We start from the raw sequence: 21,727 nt of genomic DNA, 5'->3' as shown, positions 1-21,727 counted from the left end.
CTAGAGGGGTAGAAGAAATCAGACCAAACTGAAGATATTGCCCATGCCTTCTTGGATCTGCTTGGTTTGTTCGAAATGTTCCTTCCCAAGATCTCGGAAGGCGTCTTTCGGATCTTTAGCCATTTCCTGAGCAAAGATGTCTCGGAAGCTTTTCGAAGCCAGGTATTCAGTCTGGATTGCGTAGCGGACACCTGCCTCATACAACTCCAGTGCTTCTTCGTGTGAGCTAGTCGCTGCCAGGAAGGGCACATGGTCACTTTTCTCATGCAGGTAATGGCAAATGCCGATCTCAGCTTCTTGCCCCTCGTCCAGACAGGAAATGACAATGTGAGCTTTTTCGAAGGCGAAGTGCTCCCAAACATCAGGATCCTGCATGTCTGCGTACTTGGCTACAATATTGGAGTTAGAGTGGTTTTTCTTGAAGTAGTCGGTAATGTCCGGATCAAGATCCAGTAGCAGAACCTTCTGATTATTTTGACTGTAGAAGTCAGCAATCTCCATCGAGAGTTCATTGAAGGAGAGAATGACAACATGGTCTTCCATCTCCAATTCTTCATGTTCCTCTTCTTCTTCCATACTTCGCTTATCCATGAAGAGTAAGCGACTACGGGCGGCCTGATACATTGGATCCAAGAACTGGTGTCCAAGTGAGGAGAGGAAGAAGGTCAGCAATACTACTAGTGTGACAATGATAAACAGTTCATCATTGAAAATACCGAACTGTCGACAAAGGACAGCAAGCATCAAGGAAAATTCAGAGCTTTGATTAATAATAGCTCCAATCATGAACGCTGCTCTTCCTTTCATTTTCGAAACATAACCCAGGAACAGCATCAGTGGAATCGTCAGGATCACCAGATATAGGGTCAACACAACACCAGTAGAGAGCCCGCTAACGATGGCTGCACCATCAAGGAAAGGCAGGTCAAAGCCGAGGGCGATGAAGAACAGAATAACCCCGAATGCCTTTAAAGGTTCCACCTTGTCCTCAATCTCGTGGCGGTAGGGTAGCGCTGCCAGTGTGGCTCCAGCGAAGAAGGCGCCGATTCCAGAAGAGAAGCTAACAACCTCACAAAGTCCACCAACACCCATGCCGTAGCCGAGGGCTCCAATAAAGAGCAATTCTGAAGAGCGAGCCAAGTACTTGAACATCGCATTGAGGACGTACTTGGTGAAGAAGTACAGAATGACAATTAGGATCGCCATCTTTAAGAAAATCATGGCAACTTCAAGGCCCAAAGAACCCCCACCTTCACGGCTCGGATCTAGGCTCAGCAGAATTGCCAAGGCGACAACTGCTACAACATCCTGGAGCACCATCAGTCCTAACGCGATTTGGCCATGCAGAGTTTCCATCTGCCCTGTTTTCTTCAGCGTACCAATTACGAGAATGGTCGAAGAGAGAGTCAAACAGAGGCCAAAGTAGATGAGAGTGGCAAACCAACCATCACCGAAGGTGTCCGCACCAATCCCAATATAAGCGACACCCAGTCCCATACTGACGATTAGTAGAAGGGAGATCTGGCCAGCACCATTGATCAGTACCAATTGCCAACGCTTGATCATGCCTTTGATGTCAACCTCCATTCCAGCCATGAAGAGCAGCAGGATGATCCCAATATCGATGAAGGCGCTCATCAGTTCCCTGGAGATCAATTCATCTCCAGCACCAATAGACTTGGCATAAAATCCACCGATGGCACCTACACCAATGAAGGCGAGTAGGCTTGACTGCTTGACATAGCTCAGCAGAATGGCGAGTACGGTTGCTCCCAAGAGCATCATTCCTAGAGGTACTACCAGGCTGCCCGGCCCGGAGCTTTCTCCACTGCCAGCAGCCCAGGTGACTGCCGGTAAGGCAATCATCACAAGGGCGGCCAGGGTCCGCGTGAATCCTCTTTCCAGCATGCGAATCTCCAGCGAAAGGTTGAGGGTTTGTAAAATTCTATAACGGGCAACACTATACTGATAAGTTTCTGGTCCATTCAAGTTTTCTTGCAAATAAATCAATAATTTTTTCTGACAACATTCTGGTGATGACAAACAGTAAGATAGAAACATCCCAAAATATACTCAATTCAGCACGGGGTTTTCTTAGAATTGAGCAGGATGGACTGAGAGCTCTGGAAGCCCAGTTGGATGAGCATTTTGTTACAGCAGTGGAGTGGTTGCTGGCCTGTCGAGGGAAGGTCGTCGTCACCGGTATGGGCAAAAGTGGACATATCGGAAGGAAGTTGTCTGCTACCTTATCAAGTACAGGAACGCCTTCTCTGTTCTTACACCCTGGTGAGGGAGTTCATGGAGATCTGGGGGTAGTTGCTCGTCAAGATGTGGTAATTCTGCTGAGCAACAGTGGCACGACCGAGGAGATGCTTCAGCTACTTCCTTCCTTGCGGTCGATTGGTTGTCAAACAGTTTCAATTACTCGCGATCCGAGCTCACCATTGGCAACGCAGGTGGCTTTGCACATCAGCTGTCAGGTACCGAAAGAGGCTTGCCCCTTGTCCCTGGCCCCAACTACTAGCACAACGGCGCTGCTGGCCCTAGGAGATACCCTTGCACTGTGTGTGATGGAGCGGAGGCGATTCACACCAGAACAATTCGCACTCTATCACCCACAGGGTGCGCTGGGTCGTCGTCTGCTGACTCGAGTAGAGGACGTCATGCTTCCCAAGGATCGCCTACCTTTGGCGGCTCCAGATCTCTCCTTACGTCAGGGAGTGGTTGAATTGGCCCACAAGCGTTTGGGGTTATTGATCATTGTTGATGAAGACCAAAATTTGTTGGGAGTCTTCAGCAATGGAGACCTCTCGCGATTACTGGAAGATCCGACACACGATCCAAATGTAGATTGGCCCCGGCCTATTGCTGACTGGATGCGCACAGATCCTCTGACAGTTGACCACGATAGCATGGCCTTGGCCGCCAAGGAGTTGATGCAGGAAAACTCAGTTTTGACGCTAGTGGTCACCGATTTGGACAACCGTGTTTGTGGTGCTGTACAACTCTACGATATTCTCCGTGTGGGCATCTGATTCTCCTGCTTTCGATTAGACAGATTGTGGAGCTTACTGTTAGCATGAAGTCCTAAATTTTGTCTAGCCTACCAATCTGTCTTTGTAAAGGAGTTTGTCATGTCCCAGGCCGTGGTAGCGATTGCCGGTGCTACTGGCTTCGTCGGAACTGCAATCTGCAATAGTCTGCTTGAACAGTTCACTGTTCGAGGATTGACACGATCCGCCTATAAACTCTCTCATCCTGATCGGAATGATCCTGTGCAGTGGGTTCATTGTAATGCTTACTCGGCTTCCTCTGTCGAGCAGGCCCTGCAGGGCACGGATTACCTGATCTACTTGATTCACTCGATGGTACCCTCCTCTCGGCTGACTCAGGCATCCTTTCAGGACTTGGATCTGCTCTTAGCAGACAACTTTGCTCAGGGAGCCAAAGCTGCTGGACTGAAACAGATTCTCTATGTGGGGGGGTTGATGCCAGATGATGAGCGTGAAGAGGCATCACAGCATCTTTCCAGTCGCTATGAAGTCGAGCAGGTTTTGCAGGCGTCTGGATTACCAGTCACTGCATTGCGCTGTGGAGTGATCGTTGGGCCAGGAGGTTCTTCTTTGCGAATTCTGATCAATCTTGTTCGCAGATTACCCATAATGGGATTGCCAACCTGGACCTGGTCCCAAACCCAGCCAGTTGCGATTCAGGATGTGTTGAAGGCGGTCAAACTGTGTTTGGGGGAGCCAGGAGAGTACTCAGGGTCCTTCGATATTGGTGGCCCTGACTTGATGACCTACAAAGACATGATGCAGATCACTGCTGAAGAGATGGGAAAAAATCGTTGGATGTTCCCATTCCCCTTTGTGACTTTGGGGATCTCTAAGCGCTGGGTCTCTACTATCAGCAACAGTTCACAGGCGCTGGTCAGCCCACTAGTCGATAGTCTGCGCCATGATCTGCGAGCCAAATCGAATCGATTACAGGATCAGCTCGTCAGTTCTGCGGTAACATTTCGGGAATCGGTGGCTGCGTCAATGGACGAGCATGGCTTTCCGCTACAAAATCCACGTCAGGAATTGAGGCGAGAGGACCAGCAGATGATCCGTGAGCAGCGTCGAGTGCGCTCCGTTCAGCGACTGCCGTTACCTCCGGGTAAAGATGCCCATTGGGCTTTGGAGGAATATGTACGCTGGCTGCCTCAATTTCTTAAGCCGTTTCTACGCTGTGATGTTTTGGAGGATAGAAGGGTGCTCTTCTGTTTGCGGTTTCTCTCAACTCCACTACTGGACTTGCGTTTGTGTCAAGGTGGTGATGAGCATCGTACAGTGCTTGACATCATTGGAGGATTGCTTGCTGACACCCGAGAAAGTCCGGAAGGACGTCTAGAGTTTAGAGAGGTGTTTGATGGCAAGTATGTTATTGCCGCGATTCACGACTTTTGCCCAAGCCTGCCGTGGTACATCTACAACACAACACAAGCGGTCGTTCATCTGTTTGTGATGAATGCTTTTGAGCGACATCTGGCGAGAATGTGTGAGGCTTCACTAGTTGTTGATACCAACGCTGAGCGATCTGCAGAGTGATGATCTGTCTTTTTTTCAGACAGGAGTTGTTTCTTTTTCCTGCAAGGCTGAAAGAACAGCCTGTCCCATCACTGTATCTGCCAGGGATCGAGTCAAATCTCCAAGTCGATCCATTTCTGATTTAAGTACCTGAGGATCTTGTCCTTCCATCCGCTGGCGTACAATCTCCATTTGCTGGCGAATTGCAGTGCAGTCTGTCTGAGCCAGTGCTTTTTCCGCAATAGTCCAGTGCATCTCGATACCCTGTAGAACCCGCTCTGCAGTTTGGCGAAATTCGATCAACTGACGGGCAGTAAAGTCCTCAACCGCATGGTCATAAGATGCTTCCAGTAAGTCATCGATCTCTTGCTGGGTGAGCCCATGGAAAGGAATCACTTCAATAGAGGCATCAGTCTGGCTACGTTTTTCCAGGGCAGAAACGGTTAGGATTCCGTTGGCGTCTACCCGGAAAGTTACTTCAACCAAAGGTAGACCTGCTTTCATTGCAGGAATGCCTCTCAATTTGAAGCGCCCGAGACAACGACAATCATGAACTAGCTCTCGTTCACCCTGATGGATGTTGATCTCAATGGCAGTCTGGTTGTCAGCGTGGGTCGTGTAGAGTTCCTTAGCCTCCGTTGGCACGGTGGTGTTAGCTGTGATCAATTTGCTGAAGGTCCCTCCAACCGTTTCGATGCCCAACGCCAGAGGAATCACATCCAGCAGTAGGAAGTCTCTTCTCCCGCCTGCGAGTAAGTGCCCCTGAATTCCTGCTCCCAGTGCAACCACCTTGTAGGGGTCAATTGCCACTTGTGGGGCTCGGCCAAAAAACTGTTGCACTTGCCGACGTACTTCTGGGACGACTGTGGAACCACCGACCAAAACCACCTCATCTAGCTCTTCGACCTTCCATCCTGCCTGATCCAAAGCTTGCTGACAGCGTTGTAGTGTTCGTTGGATCACTGGTGCCAAGAGTGGTTGAAGCTCAATCGTTGTGAATGAACCCTGATGAGACCAGGATTGGTCTTCAATTGAAATAGCATACTCTATTTCATTACTCTGGCTGAGGCTAATTTTGATTGTCTCCGCAGTTTGTCGTAAAACCTGGCGAGCCAAGGGAGAGTGAAGCTCTGCATCAGTAAATTCCTGCAGAATCCGAAGCATAAGTTCACCAACGATAGCTTGGTCGAAATCGTCTCCTCCCAGACGAGTATCGCCATTGGTAGCAATCACTTTGAAGATTTTTCCGGTCAACTGGAGGAGTGAGATGTCAAAGGTGCCACCACCCAGATCATAGACGGCAATTTTCCCATCCTTACGCTCATCCAAGCCATAGGCAATCGCTGCCGCAGTAGGTTCATTGAGAATCCGCAAAGCTTCCAGTCCGGCAAGGCGAGCTGCATCTCTAGTAGCTTGTCGTTGAACATCGTCGAAGTAGGCTGGAACGGTGATTACCGCTTTCTGTAAATTCTCACCAAGGATTGCTTCTGCTCGATACTTAACTGCCTTGAGAATCTCAGCAGAAATTTCTTGTGGTGTGAAAGCCTGTTCGCCTAAACAGACCAGAACTTGCCCACGTTCACCAGATCGTAGTTGGTAGGGAAGTTGAGCCTGTTCTTCGACAGGAATTTCCTCAAGGCTACGCCCCATCAAGCGCTTGATCGAGTGCAGTGTTTGCGTAGGATTTTGTAGACTCCTGATCAGCGCCTCTTGGCCCACAAGCCATTTTCCCTCACGCATCGTCAGTACAGAGGGAATGATCGGGGTCTGTCCAGGTTCAGTAATGACCTCCGGTCCCACCTGATCGAAGACGGTTGCGGCAAGACTGTTGGTCGTGCCGAGGTCAATGCCGATGATACGTTCTGTCATAGATCCGTTTCTGAGGATGTGGATGAACAGCGTTCCAGCAGTCGTAGTAGGTAACGCTCAGCATTCAGTTGTTGCTGGATTTGTTTGCAGAACGTGGTGTCAGGTGTATTTCCTTTCAGTTCTATCAGTTGCTGTTGATAGTTATGTTGCAGGTCATTCAGGCGCTGCAGAAAATCTGCATGTTTCGTTGCCAGTGCTTGCTGATCTTTGGCTTCCAGCAATTCCTCTAGTTCTTCTTGCAACGCAAACATCTCCTGCAAAAATCCAGTCGGGAGGTCGCGCTCATGAGTGGGTGTCTTTGATTTCCAGACCCCCATGATGTACTGGGCGCGTGCTGTTGAGTCTTGTAAGGTCTGCCATGCCTGATTGAGCCGAGCAGATAAGCCCTCACTGAGTCGGTGCTCGGCAGCTGGTGCCACCGCGAAGAAATCAGGGTGCAACTCGGCAGCAAGCTCGTGGTAAATCTGTTCCAAAGATTTTAAGTCCACATCATAGCGCGGTGGTAGACCGAAAACCGAAAAATAATCAGCCTGTAACCCGCTGGACTGTAGCTGCTGACAGGCACCACACCAGAGCGCACTCTGCAAAGAATTCTGACAGTGAGAACAAAAGGGCATGGAGTAGATCAGGTAAGAAAGCTAGTGTGGGTGAGGAGACTCATCGGTGAGTCTCCTTCAGATACAATCAGGCAGAAGCAGAAGATTCTGAGGAGTTCTCTTGTCGCTTTCGATAATCCTGAATAGCGGCCTTGATGGCATCTTCGGCCAGTACAGAACAGTGGATTTTGACGGGAGGTAGGGAAAGTTCTTCCACGATCTCGGTGTTCTGAATCGCTAGTGCTTCATCCAATGTTTTGCCTTTGACCCATTCAGTAGCCAGGCTAGAGCTGGCAATTGCAGAACCGCAGCCGAAGGTCTTGAATTTCGCATCGACAATCTTTTCGTTTTCCACCTTGATCTGCAGTTTCATCACATCTCCACACTCAGGTGCTCCGACTAGCCCAGTACCAACTTGGTTATCACTCTTCATGAAACTACCTACGTTGCGTGGATCATTGTAGTGGTCAATTACTTTTTCACTGTATGCCATCTTGCGTCTCCTTGTTAAGTGGGAAGGCTAGTTCAGAAAATTTATGGGTTCATTGTCTATTTTGATCAATGTGGTGTCCAGTTGACGGTCGAGAGGTCAATACCTTCCTGAACCATTTCATAAAGTGGGGACATGTCTCGTAGCCGCTTGACAGCGAAGATCATTTTGTCCGCTGTGTAGTCGATCTCTTCTTCGGTGGTGAAGCGGCCCACCCCAAAGCGAATGGAAGAGTGTGCTAGGTCATCTCCCACACCAAGCGCTCTGAGCACATAGGAAGGTTCAAGGCTAGCAGAGGTACAAGCTGAGCCGGAAGAAACTGCAATATCGCTGATTCCCATGATTAGGCTCTCACCCTCAACGTAGCCAAAACTGACGTTGAGATTGTTGGGCAGTCGTTGGGTTGGGTGGCCATTGAGCTTGATGTGATCCAGCTCGGCTTGCAGTCGCTGATGTAAACGCTCACGCAGGGCGGTCTGTCGTTCTGCTTCAGATTCCATTTCATCACGGCAGAGTTCGAGTGCTTTGGCAAAACCAACAATACCAGGTACGTTCAGAGTGCCAGAGCGCATCCCGCGCTCATGTCCACCACCGAACATGATAGGAGACAAGCGCACTCTTGGTCTCTTGCGGCGAACATAGAGTGCACCCACACCCTTGGGACCGTACATCTTATGTGCGGTGAAGGAAAGCAGGTCGATATTCATCTGCTCGACGTTTAATGGAATCTTCCCAACCGCCTGGGTAGCATCTGTGTGAAAGAGTACTCCATGCTTTCTAGTGATCTTGCCAATTTCTTCCAAAGGGTTGAGTGTGCCAATTTCGTTATTGCCGGCCATCAAGGACACCAAAATCGTATCGGGACGAATCGACTTTTCTAGTTGCTCTAGAGAAATACAGCCATCATCATCGACATCTAGAAAGGTCACATCATAACCACGCTGTTCCAACGCTTGGCAGGGGTCAATCACGGCCTTGTGTTCAATAGGACTGGTGATGATGTGTCGGCCTTTCTCACTGTAGAAATCTGCTACACCTAGAATAGCCAGATTGTTGGACTCCGTTGCGCCGCTGGTAAGAACAATCTCTCGCCCGCCACCTCCAATGGTTTCACCAAGCAGATCACGCGCTTTCTCTACTGCTTGTTCAGCTTCCCAGCCGAATTGATGATTCCGGCTCGCTGCGTTGCCATACGTTTGAGTGAAATATGGCATCATGGCTTCTACTACATGTGGATCAGTAGGAGCGGTAGCATTGTAATCAAGATAGATGGGGAATTTCATGAGTCTTTCTCATTATCAAACAGGTTGCAATTCATGATGCTGGATCAAGTTTTCTAAGGTGACTGACTCCATAAACTCATACAAGCGACCATGCAGCGCTTGCAAGGGAGTCTGGGTTGGACAGGTAGCGGAGACTCGACATTCTGAGGCTTTGTGAGCACACTCGACAAAGTTGAAGGGGCCATCAATAACCCTAACAATTTCTGCGAGGGAAATTTGGTCAGCTTGACGCTGTAGCACGTAGCCGCCTTGTACTCCACGTGTACTTTCTACCAATTGTGATGCTGCTAACTGCTTCAATATATTAGCAATCATTGGTTGCGGTAGGTGATAGTGAGAAGACACCTCTTGAGCGCTAATCGGCCCAGAGGCCTCGCCTAGGTGGCTTAGCAGAATGATGGCGTAATCTACTTTTTTCGAGAGTCGAAGCATAGGGTATCCGAAAAAATTAGTTTTTTCTAAAATAGCACTGGCTTGGTACGCTTTTCAAGTAAGAATTCGTATTGATCTGGTACGAATTGCTGGAAAAGATCACCTGGCAGCCGAATGTTTCACGTGGAACACTAGGCTAAATGAAGGAAAACCAGCGAGATGTTTCACGTGAAACATCTCCTCGATGTTCAGTATATTTTTTGAACATAGTGGTTGGAAATCAGGAAGTAGTGATCTTGGCTGCACCAGCGTAGTCGGCAAAATGAGCCCGAAACTGCATTTGATGTAGTTGTTCGTAGCGTCCACCTAGAGCAAGTAATTCATCGTGAGAGCCCATTTCAATGATCTGACCTTTCTCCATCACGCAAATACGATGGGCATGTCGGATAGTTGAGAGGCGATGAGCAATCACGATTGTAGTACGATTCTGCATCAGGCGTTCGATAGCCTGCTGGACCTCAATTTCCGATTCAGAATCCAAAGCCGAAGTAGCCTCATCAAGAATCAGAATAGGAGCGTCCTTGACCAAGGCACGGGCAATCGAGAGACGCTGGCGCTGTCCTCCGGACAGCTTGACACCTTTTTCTCCGATCATTGTGTCGTAGCCGTGGGGTTGTTGGAGGATGAACTGGTGAGCGTTGGCAGCGATAGCTGCATCGATCATCCGATCTTGGGAACACTCAGGGTGACCATAGGTGATATTGTTGGCAATGCTGTCGTTGAATAGAATCGTTTCTTGGGTCACTACTGCGATTTGGGAGCGTAGGCTGTGCAAATCCAGTTCTCGCAGATCATGGCCGTCGATACGAATGGTGCCTTCATCAATGTCATGGAAACGTGGCAGTAGATTGACCATTGTGGTTTTGCCAGAACCACTGCTGCCAACCAGGGCAACAACTTCTCCACGGTCAACGTATAAATTAATGTTTTGCAGTGTTGGCTCTTCGGCCAGTGGGTACTGAAAGCGGTCGATTTTCAGATCGATACCTTTTTCAAAGCGCTGCAACTTGACGGCGTTGGGAGGAGAGACAATCTCTGCTTCAGTGTCCATAATTTCAAAAATGCGCCTGATCGAGGCAGCACCCTCTTGAAGTCGCAAATTGAAACCATTTAATTTTTTGATCGGATCATTGAGCATGAAGAAACTGAGAATAAACGAAGTAAAGTCACCTGCTGTGATCTGTCCGTGAATGATCAGGTAACCACCATGCGCAACGATAGTTGCTCCAGCGGCAGCTCCAATCACTTCGATGACGGGCGTGGAATAAGAGCTAATCAGAATGGATCGCATTTGGTTGTCATAGAGTCGCTCATTGGCTCTATCAAAACGCTGTGATTCGTATTTTTCCATCCCGAAGGCCTTGACAACACGAATCCCTGAGATTGTCTCCATCAACAGAGTACTTAGGTCACTGAAACTAAGTTGACGGTCATTGACAGCCTCGCTGTTGCGCTTGCCAAATATTTGAATGAAGTAAAGCGCGATCGGAATGATGACCAGCGTGGTGAGTGACAATTCCCAGCTACGGTAGAGCATTAGACCGAGTAGTAAGAATATCTGTGGGAAATCACGAAAAGGTCCGGTCACTCCAACATGCAACGTATTCTGGAAGGTGTTGAGGTCATTGGTGAAGCGCGACATCAAGTCGCCAGTTTTGGAGCGAGAGTAGAAGGAAAAACTGAGTGTGAGTAGGTGATCGAAGAGATCCTGCCGCAGCCTGGTTAACAATTTTTGGATTAGGTGACCCAACCCGTAGTTGTTTCCAAAGTGGAAGGCACCTTTGAAGAAGAAAATCAGGATTAGGCCAAATCCCACTAGAAAAAATTGACTGAGCTCTGGTTTGTCACCGTAGGCCAGTGCATCAACAATATCCTTGGCGTAGTAGGCCGGGGCTGCAGAGAAAATGTTGTAGCCACCCATGCAGATGATGCTGAAAAGAACCCATCCCTTGAAGGGAGAGATCAGACGCCACAAGCGAAGATAGATGTTTTTGTGTGAGGGGGTCCAGGAACTCATGCAGCTTTATTTAAAGATTTAGGGAATTTCCCAGGTAGTGCCGTCCTTGCTATCCTGTAGCTCAATTCCTAGTTCCTGGAGTCGTTGGCGGATCAGATCTGCTCGAACAAAGTCTTTCTGCTGACGGAAGTCACGACGTAGTTCTAGAAGTAAATTGATGGTCTGCTCAAGCAATTCTGGACTGTGAGTGATTGACTCAGTCTCTGGGAGCAGTCCCAAGACATCCCCAGCTAATTGTTGGAACAGGTTCAGTGCATCAGCGAACACTTCTGTTGCAGTATTTTCTTGCTGAAGCAGGCGGTGGACTTCATGGATCAATTCGAAGAGTATGGCAAGGGCTTGTGGTGTGGAGAAGTCATCGTCCATTGCCTCACAGAATCGCTCGCGGTACTGCTGAAGATGCTGGCCAGGGGCAGAAAAATCTGTGGGAACCTCGCGCTGTAGGGCTCTAACGGTTTGTTGCAGGCGCTGTAGGGAAGTCTCTGCGCCTTGCAGGGCAGAATCACTGAAGTCCAGCACAGAACCATAGTGTCCAGCAACAATGAAGTAGCGGACCACCAATGGATTGTTTGTCTGAAACGCGTCTTCCAGTGTAATGAAATTTCCTAGAGATTTGGCCATCTTCTGCCCGTTGATCGTCAGGAGGTTGGCATGCAGCCAGTAGCGTGCGTAGTCATGGCCAAGTACTCTTGCCTGGGCTAGCTCACATTCATGATGGGGAAACTTGAGATCCATGCCTCCACCATGAATGTCAAAGGCATTGCCCAAGTAGCGTGTGCTCATCGCAACACATTCTGTATGCCATCCAGGAAATCCTTCTTGGCCCAGACAGTCTCGCCAACGCATCAGATGATCAGGTTCCGCATGCTTCCAGAGCGCAAAGTCCCGAGGATCTTTTTTCTCACTACGCACAGCCACCCGAGTACCACCCAGCATATCTTCTCCCTTGCGACCGGAGAGAATACCATATTCAGAGTCCTGAGAAACGTCAAAGTAGATCGACCCATTCCGTTCGTAGGCTTTCCCCTGAGCAAGTAGTGTTTCGATCAACTGTAGTTGCTCCGGAATATGCCCTGTTGCCCGCGGTGAGATATCAGGTCTCTGAACCTGCAAACGGTCCATCATCGCAAAGTGCCGACAGGTGTAGTGCTCTACAATCGCCATCGGCTGACGGTTGATTTCCCGGGCTTTTTGCAGCACCTTGTCAGCACCATCGTCTTCATCTCCAACTAGATGACCTACATCCGTGATATTTTGGATGTAGGTTACCGTGTAGCCACAAAACCGTAGGTAGCGTACGATCACATCGAAACTGACATAGGTCTTGGCATGGCCTAGGTGAGGATCACCATAAACTGTGGGACCGCAGACGTAGAGACCAACATGACCTGGCAGCACGGTTTCAAAGTCTTCTTTTTGTCTACTCAGACTGTTGGTTAGGCGAAGGGACATGGGCTTGTTGCTAAAGTTTGCTGCAGTCAAAAATTAGGTAGTTTACGACTGAGAACAGAAAGTTGTCAGGTTTTGTCGAAGGCAGGAATGGTACACGGCGACCAGAGGGCTGATTTAGTACATTGAATCCATTTGGGATAGAAGATCCAACTCCATCCAGATGCCATCGTAGATCGCCAAGCTTTGAACTTTTAGGAGGTGTGACCTTGATGATTGCAAGGCTGGTTTTAAGCTGCACTTCCGTATTTTTGCTATCGCTGTTCGCCTGCTTCCTGTGGCGAATGGTGATCTGGCAATCTCTTTTATCAATTCTGGCGGGGGAACTTCAAGAAATTAGACTTGTCTGGGCAGGAACTCTTGGGGGAGTGCATCCCATTCTTGTGTAGCATAGAGGTTAAAATTAGATTTTCCAGGCGTTCATCTGCCTGCAAAATTCGCAGGATTGCGCTAAGATCAGAGTAGCCCAGATGCTTTTGGAGAATGTGTTCGTAGAGTTGCTTGGTCTGTTCTGGTAACTCTTGACCACTTTGTGTCTCTGTGGCGACAATTTCCTGAGCAATCTGTGTCAGCAATTCAGGCTGTTCCTCGATCCGACGTCGGAAGGTGCCAAAAATTTCCTCTTTGAAAACATCAATCAGCAGCAAAGAAATCCGCTCCCCTGAATCGTTCTGATCCAACTCGAAATGCTCAATCAGTCGCTGTCGCAAATGCTCTAGAATTCGTCCCTGCAACAGGTTGCAGAGGAGATGTCTCAGCGTTTGTTCGTCACGTCCACTAGTCAGGTTGGATCGCTCCAGCATCTGCAGACACTCTGCGAGTCCACGTGTGTAGGGGCTTACCTGGTAAGTTGAAGAAGAATTATCCGGAGGTTTGGCAGCGTCCAGATGGGGCATGTTTTCTTCCCCGTGCATCACCACTATTGGGCTGGGGTCCGTTCCCCTCTGGAAAATTTACAAGAGAGGAGAGACATGATTGTATGCAAAGATGGTTTTCCGTAGAAGAATCGTTTTACGCCTTCCACGGACCGTATGATTAATGTACAAAGCACATCTTCTCTAACGATCCCCCTCCCAACTTGCAAGATTTACAGAAGAGGTTGTTTTTTCGAGAAGATTAAAGGCAGTGGCTACAGGGCAAGAAGCTGACATGTGACAGACAGAAATTGTGTGTTGGCTAGGCCGCAAAGCCCAGTAGCGACCGAATTCTGAATACCTCTAGAATGTACACAGGAGGCTGCAAGGCTGGTTCCAAAGGAGGCTGCATAGAAAAGTTACAAAATCTTGACTGATTTTCCGCTTGAAAGCGATTTTGCTTGAGCGCAACCTCACGCAATAAACTGTTTCTTTCATCACCGTCATGAGTTTCATATGGTGTACCTCTTTATGCTGGCGATCCCAATTGTCGGACTGCTGGTTATCCGAGCGTTCTATCGCGATTTTGCAGGCCTGGGAGAATGGCTCTGGTTTCAGGATGAGTATGATGCAATCAGCCAGAGCATTGATCAATTTGGCCAGTCGAGTTATTTGTACATTCAGGCCATCCACATCATCGGTGTGGTAGTCTGGTTTGCGGGGCTGTTTTATATTGGAAGGCTGTTCATCTATCACAAGGAAGCTTCCCGTCGCCCAGAGCAGGAACGAAAGATTCTAGAAGAGCAATTTACGATCATGGAACGCCGTCTTTGGTACGCAATTACGTGGCCTGGGCTGTGCATCACAATGATTTTTGGTACGCTGATGTTGCTCTACATTGGCCTGCCGCCATGGATCCATACCAAGCTGGGCTTGGTGGTTTTGCTTGTTGGTTATCACTTCTACTGTGGGCGACTAAGAAGACAACTGGAGGAAGGCACTTGCCACTGGAACGGACGCCTGCTGCGTATGTTCAATGAGGTGCCTGCGCTGTTGCTGGTAGCGATCGTTTTCGTCGTTGTACTCAAAGATCTCTTATCTTGGACGGTCCTGCTGATAGTCCTAGTATTGTTAGCAATCTCCATCTTGGTGACGATCCGATGGTATGCGCGCCATCGAAAGAGCGTAGCCCTTTGAGATGCTTCAGCGAAATACCGTTGTTCTCTCCCTACCGCAAACCCTAAAACACAATCTGATCATGAATTGGATCGTTCCAATGCGACGCCTGTTGGGAACTCTGCTGCTGGCCCTGCTACTCAGCAATTGCAGTGGTCTGTTCGAAAGTGAAGCTGAACGCCAACAGCGCCTAGCCCAACACTTCGAGCAGGGTATGCGCCTATTTGAGCAGAAAGAATACACAGGCGCAGTTGAATCCTTCCGACAAGTTCCTCCAGAGTCTGCGCTGTACAATCGCTCACTGGCCATGATCCGTCGTGTTCCTTACCAACGAGGGCGAGACGCCTACGAAGAGCAACGCTATGCGGATGCCAGCCGCCAATTTCGGGCAGTTCCGGTTTCAGCAGCTGAGTATGATTCAGCACAGAATTACTTGCGTGAAATTGAGATGATCCGTATCGAACAGCAATATCGTGATTCCCGTGGAGATCGCAGACGTGAATTGCTCAGTCAGTTGGTACAGAAGTCTCGTGAAAACTCAGATGCCAAGCGCTTAGATGAACTGTTGGAACGTGGTCGCAAAGAAATGATGGGTTCAATGCCAGCTGAGCAACGAGCTTGGCTTGCCTGGTTCCGTGAGACAATGGAAGGAGAAACCTCACGCACCGTCCGCCAGCAGATGCTGGAAGAGATGGTGCAGAATTTCGAGCAATTCGCTGCTGAACCAACCACTCGGGCTGAAGCGATCAAGTTGGTCGCCAATCTCAAGCTCAGCCTACAATGACGTATTCCGGTCGGTTTCCTACCGACCAGAAACCTACCATTCCGCTTTTCGCTATCTCTGAATTCAACGTGTATATCTCTCTTTTTCTTCGCCGCTTGCTGCTTGCCAGTGGTTGCCTGCTCTCACTGAACACCCCCCTCTGGGCCCAGAGCAACTTTATTCCCCTCGAGAAGGGAGACTATAAAGAGCTTGAAGAGCGCCCCACTTACACCCCAGTCCTTGAAGTCGGTGGCTCCTACCGACTCCGTAATCGATGGATTGATGCGAGCTCAGAGCCGGAAACTCCACCAGGTTTCCCAAATGCAGGCACGCTCTCCTTTGAGCAAGATCTGAGGGTCTTTCTGCGCTCAACCGCACACCGCTCAGCTTCGATTCAGCTTGAGTTGGCAACAGCCCAGGCTCCTTTCAACAATGCTGACTTGCGTCCACCAGCAGATCGCCCAAATGCGCCTGACTCGCAGGACGTTGATCTGGTGGCTCGCCAGGCCTACCTGGAGTTTCGTGCCAACCCTCGTGATCAGTTACGTGTCGGGAAGCAGGAACTTCGTCTCGGTGATCGTCGTGGCAAAGTCTTCAGCGGACTGTTGACCGGTATCGCTCAGCAGTGCACAGCAGGTAGTTTCTGTTATGAAGCCGGTGCTCTGAAGCTGCAGGATGATACAGCAGACTGGCTGTACACCCTCTCCTTGGACTATCCACTTTTTTATGAACTTGATGCAGCTGGACAACCTGAGAACGTGATGCGTGTCGAGGTTTTCCGGATCATCTACACAGAGCGGAATATTCCACTTGGGCGCAACAACGCCCCCGGATTTCGACTCAGTAACGGAGATTTGGATCGCTTGCGGGGTACCAGCTTTGCGAATACTAATAGCTGCTCATCAGAGTTGAAACGTCAGGCAGTCGTGGGAGGACAGGATTGTACTCCAGTCCATTTCGATGCGACCAGCCAGGACTATTATGGGGTGCGTTTCACGTGGAACACTCCGAGCTGGCGTTGGTACTCCGACTTGCTTGGCAACCAAGGGAATCGTACCTACTACAGCTTGGGTGCCAACAACGATTATGGGCAGTCACTGGGAAGTTACGCTGTAGCTGGAGTGGCAACGGAGCATGAACTGTCCTATCTCTGGGATAATCATCAGGTAACGGGGCTGTTTCTTTATGTCAGTGGTGATGAACAACTGGAAGATAGTGGAGCCATCGACAACACGGGTCAGAACTACCAGCGAAGCATCCGTGCCTTCCACGAAATCGTTCCGGGTACATATCGAGGAACAAACTTCTACTTCAACGGTGGTAGTCCAGATTGGAAGAGTGGAACTGGATTGGGCCATACGATCGCTAACACCCAAATGCTTGGTGCTCGCTATCGATTCACTGTCGAGGCCTCGGAGACATTCTATGAGGCTGGGCTCTACTACCTGGACCACGTGAATCCGGTGATGACATCATCAGGTGGGAAAGCGACCCACATCGGTATCGAATGGGACAACACTTTCTCCTGGAAGTTGCGGGACTTTGTAACCTGGGACCTAGAGTTGAATTTCTTCCGCCAAGGAAAGGCATTTCGCTACGATGACTACCAGCCTTCCACAGGTGGGACTGGTTCTGCCACGCACTTCGCCAGTCGAGTCTACTATTCCTTCTGAATCAAAGCCGACAATGCGACAAGTCAGCAAACAACGAAATACGCGCGAAACCAAAATCCAATTGACGATCAACCTGGATGGCAGCGGTAGGGTCGCTGTGCGCTCCGGTATCGGCTACCTGGATCACATGCTGGAGCAGTTGGCATTCCATGGTTTGTTTGATCTGGAGCTTCAGTGCGAGGGAGATCTGGAGGTAGATTGTCACCACACGGTCGAGGACATCTCTCTGGCCTTGGGTGCTGCCGTTCTTGAAGCGCTGGGAGACAAGCAGGGCATCGTTCGCTACGGTCAGATGTATGTGCCGATGGACGAGGCCTTGGTGCGCACTGTGCTGGACTTGAGTGGTCGGCCAGATTTTGTATTCCAGGGGGAATTTCGTCAGCCAGCAATCGGTGCACTGGACACCCAGATGATTCCACACTTCTTCAAGTCCTTTGCGATCGCCTCGAAGACCACTCTCCACATGGCAATCCTGTACGGTGAGAATGACCACCACAAATGTGAGGGGCTGTTCAAGTCCTTCGCCAGGGCCTTACGGCAAGCCACGGAGCTGGACCCAAGACGCGCTGGTGTCACTTCAACGAAGGGCGTGCTGTGAGCCTGAGTGTGATCATCGACTACAAAGTCGGTAATCTGCACAACCTCAAAAACGCCCTGGATTACCTGAAGTTGCCAGTTGCGATCGTGGAAGAGCCGGAAGCTGTCCGTCAAGCAGATCGAATTCTCTTCCCTGGAGTGGGTGCCTTTGGCCCAGCGATGCAGCATCTTCGTGATTCTGGACTGCTGGAGGTGATGGAGGAGAAGGTCCAGTCTGGCACTCCGCTATTGGGGATCTGTGTTGGCGCTCAGTTGCTGATGGAGTTGGGTCAAGAAGACGGTCCGCACAAGGGTCTGGGATGGATTGCTGGAGAAGTCCAGCGCTTTCAGCACCAACTCAAGATTCCACAGATTGGCTGGAACGAGGTCGAGTTCCGCAAGCCAGATCCATTATTTCAGGGATTGTGTGACCGCGGTCACTTCTACTTCGTGCACTCCTACCACCTGCGACCAAATGATCCAGAGGTGGTGCTGGGTGAGACGGAGTACGGCTATCTTTTTGCCTCGGTTGTACGCAAAGATAACGTCTGGGGGGTGCAGTTTCACCCGGAGAAGAGCCAGCAGGCAGGTCTGCAGCTACTGCAAAATTTCTGCACCTTGACTTAAGCGCAGCTTCTCCAGTAGCTTCGACAGAAGTTGCTTGGACAACCAACCTACTAAAAATTACTCACAAGACCGCCCATCTGGGCAGTCTTTTCCATTATAACGGCCAACCCGAAAGGCAGCATGGCACTGGAACGAACTCTCTCGATCATCAAGCCCGATGGCGTCAAGCGTAACTTGATTGGCCAGATTTTTTCTCGCTTTGAAGCCAACGACCTGCGGATTGTCGCAACCAAGATGCTGCACCTCTCTCTGCGTGAAGCCGAAGGCTTCTACACAGTGCACCGAGGACGCCCCTTCTACGGAGAGTTGACCGAGTACATGAGCTCGGGGCCTGTTGTGGTCAGTGTGTTGGAAGGTGGCAACGCCATCAATCGTCATCGTGATGTGATGGGTGCCACCAACCCAGCCCAAGCTGCAGAGGGAACGATTCGCAAGGACTTCGCCCTGAGCATTGGAGAGAACACAGTCCATGGTTCTGATGCCCCAGAGACAGCAGCGACAGAGATTGCCTACTTCTTTGCGGAAACAGAGATTGTCAACAGTGCAGATTGATGTTTCTCCGGTGAGATTTTTTCCCAATTCTGATGGAAAAGGACTGGTTTTCTCATCCAGATTTCGCTAGGTTGCCGGCTCAGAATTTGAATTTCATTAATCATATTTGTTTCAGAACCATATGACCGAAACGAAAAAAGCATTCCGCCTCCTCTTTGTTGGAGTAGTCGTCAGCATTGCCGTAGGAGTCTTCTCCGTTGCGGTATTGCTGCCGATTCTGCCCGACATTGATCGAGACCGGTACCCAAAGAACCTGCAGCAGCAGGGTAACTGATTCCTTGGTTGAATCCCATGGAGGGATGCTGTCGTTCTGGGAATTTGAAAAAGATGGAGAGTGTCCGCCTGCACCCGCAGGTTTTTCTTGTGTTCTGATAAAAAGTTTGGCGGTAATTCAGAAAAATGATTTTGTCAGAAATCAGCTTGTCTGAATACCTCTTGACCTTTCTCTTGAATCCAAGATACCTTCCATCTTTGTGGTCTAATCCTTGTCGTACGCTTGCGAGGAGCACGGACGAAAGGGATTGGGCGCGTTCTGTTCGCGCAGTTCCAGCGAGGTCGCTGCCAGCAGAATCGATCAGGCGGGACGAGCCCGTGGGATGTGGGCAAGCTCGGAAAGATGACAGACGCCTTGGACAGCCTGTCCAAGCGCCAGATTCCTTGGCCCCCTTGCGTTGGCTTCGTCTTTCGACCGATTTTCTGGTTTTAAAAGAAAAAACATGTGCTTGGCACGAACATTGTAGCATGTAAGTCAAGGAGCCCGGAAAACGGAAAGCCACATTGGCAAGAGGCTGATTTCGCTTCTCCTTTTTCGGCATTCACTTACAGTTGCAAGGCCGGCCCAAAGCACCTGTTTTTAAAGATGTCGACGAAAGTTGACTGCTTGTCCCCTGCTGCCAGGCGATCGGGGCGGGCAACCAACCGATTCCTAACTTTGTAAGGAGTAGTATGAAAAAGTTTAAAAGCCTGATGTTGGCCGCACTCGCTTCCGCCGCATTGGCAGCCCCTAGTTTTGCTGGAGGTCATGGCAGCAATTTAGCGATGACCGGTGAAGTCGTTGTTGGTATGAAGATGGAGAGTTCAACCCCAGATGGTGGTGACACGACCACTAATCAGGATACCTACATTGGTGATGTCAACGCAAAGTTGACAAGCGCAGTTAGTGATGGTGCAAGCTATGCTTTCGAATTCCTGAAAGATGATGAAAAAGCTGGAAAAGTCAGTTTTGAGATGACAGGAACTGCCACCTCAGGAGACAACTCCATCAAGGCCTTCGCAGACCTTTCTGACATCACTGGAACAATGGGTTACGGAGATGTTTACATTCAGGGTGCCAACAAAACTCTGACAGTGAAGGTTGGCCAGTTTGGAAGCTCTGAGAACTACGCTGGTGGTATGGGCAATTTCCAAGCTAGTGATTTTGCAGTGGGGAATATTGAGCACATCACGATCGCTGGCTTTCAGGGAATTCAAGCTAACGTGGATGCAGGAGATATTAAACTCGAGGCGGCAGTGCCTTGGATGAAGGTGAACGGTGATTCTGCAGAATCGATTGCGGCGGGAACGCCTGATGGAAATGCTTATGCCGTGACCCAGACAGGCGGTAACAAAGTAGATACTAACGTGACTGGTATTCGCCCAGTGATCAAAGCTGGCTTGGGCAGTGTGAACATATCTGCTACTTTCTACACATTGAGTTTCAGCCCACAAAAAAGTGGAACCGATACACTTGATAAGTCAGATGCTGGTTTCCAGTTGATGGGTAATGTGGCTGCTGGTGCTGCTACAGTTGGTCTTGGCTACACAAGTAAGACCACCAAAGACGGCGATACGGAAACAACACCAAGCACTCTGAACGGGTACGTAGAAGTTGCACTGGGTGGTGGAAGCTCAGTTGGAGCATCATTCAACATCCTTGGAGATGGTGCAGAGACAGACGAAACCAAGGTTACCCGAATCAATGCATCCTACAACACGCCATTCTTCGTTGAGAATGTCACATTGAAACTGGGTGCTGGTACTTCAACTGCTTCATCTGACGTTGATGGCAAAGGTGGTTCTGGTACAGCGCTTGGCGCTTCGTGGAACTACGGTTTCTAAGATTCAGTTAAGCTGAATTTGGTATCCTAGAAAACGGGATTGTTCGTTTCGGCGGACGATCCCGTTTTTTTTTGCCTTTTGAACAGATTTCCACAAATTTGCCCACCTGTTGCAGCGAGTGATCTAAGATAGCTGTGTCTCGTTGAACTCGGACTAGCCAAGCGCTTTATTTTCCGCTAGGCTGGTTTTATCCCCTTCTGCCAAACTGTTTGACATTCATGGATTCCAAGGACCTGCGCCAGGTCTTCGGTCGGTTCGCCACAGGAATCACGGTGATCACGACTCGCACACCAGAGGGAGAGCAATACGGGGTAACGATCAACTCCTTCGCCTCGGTTTCGCTGGAGCCTCCTCTGGTCTCCTTTGCGCTTCAGCGGAGTTCGCTAATGGGAGAGCACATCCGGCGAGCTGGTGGATACGCTGTTAACATCTTGTCAGTGGATCAACAGGAGTTATCAAATCACTTTGCCAGTGACGAGCATCGGCAGCCGTTCATGGATTGGCCTTTGTTACCTGAGCCTGCGAGTCAACCGCTTTTGTCAGGCTGCCTGGCAGTGCTCACATGTCGACTTTGGCAGGAATACGGTGGAGGCGATCACGTCCTGTTGCTGGCAGAAGTATTGGATTGTCAAGCGTTTGAGGGTCAACCTCTACTTTACTATCGGAGCCGTTATGCGACGCTATAATATGGAAATTGAGAAAGGA

21 protein-coding genes are annotated in these 21,727 nt (G+C 49.7%); 11 read left to right on the top strand and 10 right to left on the bottom strand.

Going from position 1 to position 21,727, the window contains the following annotated elements; genetic code table 11:
• Nucleotides 1-18: 18 nt before the first annotated feature.
• Complete coding sequence (locus P8O70_07440) at nucleotides 19-1,908, bottom strand: cation:proton antiporter (protein ID MDG2196711.1); 1,890 nt, start codon at nucleotides 1,906-1,908, stop codon at nucleotides 19-21.
• Between the two features lie 128 nt (nucleotides 1,909-2,036).
• On the opposite strand from P8O70_07440, the gene P8O70_07435 reads away from it, so the two are divergent.
• Both P8O70_07435 and P8O70_07430 read left to right on the top strand, forming a co-directional pair.
• On the top strand, nucleotides 2,037-3,035 hold the full coding sequence (locus tag P8O70_07435; protein MDG2196710.1) for a KpsF/GutQ family sugar-phosphate isomerase: 999 nt from the start codon (nucleotides 2,037-2,039) through the stop codon (nucleotides 3,033-3,035).
• 99 nt (nucleotides 3,036-3,134) lie between these two features.
• On the top strand, nucleotides 3,135-4,589 hold the full coding sequence (locus tag P8O70_07430; protein MDG2196709.1) for an NAD(P)H-binding protein: 1,455 nt from the start codon (nucleotides 3,135-3,137) through the stop codon (nucleotides 4,587-4,589).
• A 15-nt stretch (nucleotides 4,590-4,604) separates the two neighbouring features.
• Here the strand turns inward: P8O70_07430 and hscA are convergent, their stop codons facing one another.
• From hscA to P8O70_07390, 8 genes are all read right to left on the bottom strand, one after another.
• Entirely contained in the window at nucleotides 4,605-6,437 is a 1,833-nt protein-coding gene (gene hscA, locus P8O70_07425) for a Fe-S protein assembly chaperone HscA (protein MDG2196708.1), read from the bottom strand.
• Nucleotides 6,434-7,024: a Fe-S protein assembly co-chaperone HscB gene (hscB, locus tag P8O70_07420; GenBank protein ID MDG2196707.1), complete on the bottom strand. Its 591-nt coding sequence runs from the start codon at nucleotides 7,022-7,024 to the stop codon at nucleotides 6,434-6,436. Before hscB ends, hscA begins: the two co-directional genes overlap by 4 nt.
• A 97-nt stretch (nucleotides 7,025-7,121) precedes the next feature.
• On the bottom strand, nucleotides 7,122-7,526 hold the full coding sequence (iscU, locus tag P8O70_07415; protein ID MDG2196706.1) for a Fe-S cluster assembly scaffold IscU: 405 nt from the start codon (nucleotides 7,524-7,526) through the stop codon (nucleotides 7,122-7,124).
• A 65-nt stretch (nucleotides 7,527-7,591) separates the two neighbouring features.
• Entirely contained in the window at nucleotides 7,592-8,806 is a 1,215-nt protein-coding gene (locus P8O70_07410; protein ID MDG2196705.1) for an IscS subfamily cysteine desulfurase, read from the bottom strand.
• A 15-nt stretch (nucleotides 8,807-8,821) separates the two neighbouring features.
• Nucleotides 8,822-9,238: an Rrf2 family transcriptional regulator gene (locus P8O70_07405; GenBank protein ID MDG2196704.1), complete on the bottom strand. Its 417-nt coding sequence runs from the start codon at nucleotides 9,236-9,238 to the stop codon at nucleotides 8,822-8,824.
• 220 nt (nucleotides 9,239-9,458) lie between these two features.
• On the bottom strand, nucleotides 9,459-11,255 hold the full coding sequence (locus P8O70_07400) for an ABC transporter ATP-binding protein (protein MDG2196703.1): 1,797 nt from the start codon (nucleotides 11,253-11,255) through the stop codon (nucleotides 9,459-9,461).
• Nucleotides 11,256-11,273: 18 nt separating this feature from the next.
• Nucleotides 11,274-12,707, bottom strand: a complete 1,434-nt coding sequence (cysS, locus tag P8O70_07395; GenBank protein MDG2196702.1) for a cysteine--tRNA ligase — start codon at nucleotides 12,705-12,707, stop codon at nucleotides 11,274-11,276.
• A gap of 305 nt (nucleotides 12,708-13,012) precedes the next feature.
• Entirely contained in the window at nucleotides 13,013-13,600 is a 588-nt protein-coding gene (locus P8O70_07390) for a hypothetical protein (protein ID MDG2196701.1), read from the bottom strand.
• A gap of 474 nt (nucleotides 13,601-14,074) precedes the next feature.
• Between P8O70_07390 and hemJ the strand changes: the two genes are divergently transcribed.
• From hemJ to P8O70_07355, 7 genes are all read left to right on the top strand, one after another.
• Nucleotides 14,075-14,755: a protoporphyrinogen oxidase HemJ gene (gene hemJ / locus P8O70_07385; protein ID MDG2196700.1), complete on the top strand. Its 681-nt coding sequence runs from the start codon at nucleotides 14,075-14,077 to the stop codon at nucleotides 14,753-14,755.
• Nucleotide 14,756: 1 nt separating this feature from the next.
• A complete protein-coding gene (locus tag P8O70_07380) occupies nucleotides 14,757-15,518 on the top strand; it encodes a hypothetical protein (GenBank protein ID MDG2196699.1) in 762 nt (253 codons plus the stop codon).
• Nucleotides 15,515-17,170 (top strand): hypothetical protein, encoded by a 1,656-nt coding sequence (locus tag P8O70_07375; protein MDG2196698.1) that lies wholly within the window; start codon nucleotides 15,515-15,517, stop codon nucleotides 17,168-17,170. Before P8O70_07380 ends, P8O70_07375 begins: the two co-directional genes overlap by 4 nt.
• 13 nt (nucleotides 17,171-17,183) lie before the next feature.
• Nucleotides 17,184-17,768 (top strand): imidazoleglycerol-phosphate dehydratase HisB, encoded by a 585-nt coding sequence (gene hisB, locus P8O70_07370; protein MDG2196697.1) that lies wholly within the window; start codon nucleotides 17,184-17,186, stop codon nucleotides 17,766-17,768.
• Nucleotides 17,765-18,373: an imidazole glycerol phosphate synthase subunit HisH gene (hisH, locus tag P8O70_07365; GenBank protein ID MDG2196696.1), complete on the top strand. Its 609-nt coding sequence runs from the start codon at nucleotides 17,765-17,767 to the stop codon at nucleotides 18,371-18,373. Before hisB ends, hisH begins: the two co-directional genes overlap by 4 nt.
• 120 nt (nucleotides 18,374-18,493) lie before the next feature.
• The gene (gene ndk, locus P8O70_07360) at nucleotides 18,494-18,925 is read left to right on the top strand and encodes a nucleoside-diphosphate kinase (GenBank protein ID MDG2196695.1); all 432 of its coding nucleotides are present in this window, start codon (nucleotides 18,494-18,496) and stop codon (nucleotides 18,923-18,925) included.
• A gap of 121 nt (nucleotides 18,926-19,046) precedes the next feature.
• Entirely contained in the window at nucleotides 19,047-19,199 is a 153-nt protein-coding gene (locus P8O70_07355; GenBank protein MDG2196694.1) for a hypothetical protein, read from the top strand.
• 300 nt (nucleotides 19,200-19,499) lie between these two features.
• Here the strand turns inward: P8O70_07355 and P8O70_07350 are convergent, their stop codons facing one another.
• The gene (locus P8O70_07350; GenBank protein MDG2196693.1) at nucleotides 19,500-19,643 is read right to left on the bottom strand and encodes a hypothetical protein; all 144 of its coding nucleotides are present in this window, start codon (nucleotides 19,641-19,643) and stop codon (nucleotides 19,500-19,502) included.
• Nucleotides 19,644-19,870: 227 nt separating this feature from the next.
• Between P8O70_07350 and P8O70_07345 the strand changes: the two genes are divergently transcribed.
• Together P8O70_07345 and P8O70_07340 are read left to right on the top strand one after the other, a co-directional pair.
• Nucleotides 19,871-21,022, top strand: a complete 1,152-nt coding sequence (locus P8O70_07345) for a hypothetical protein (GenBank protein MDG2196692.1) — start codon at nucleotides 19,871-19,873, stop codon at nucleotides 21,020-21,022.
• A 218-nt stretch (nucleotides 21,023-21,240) separates the two neighbouring features.
• Nucleotides 21,241-21,708, top strand: coding sequence for a flavin reductase family protein (locus P8O70_07340; protein ID MDG2196691.1), 468 nt, complete (start codon nucleotides 21,241-21,243; stop codon nucleotides 21,706-21,708).
• Nucleotides 21,709-21,727 lie beyond the last annotated feature (19 nt).

This window comes from SAR324 cluster bacterium, assembly GCA_029245725.1.
Lineage (GTDB): Bacteria > SAR324 > SAR324 > SAR324 > NAC60-12 > JCVI-SCAAA005.
This window is presented reverse-complemented; position numbering and strand designations above follow the sequence as displayed.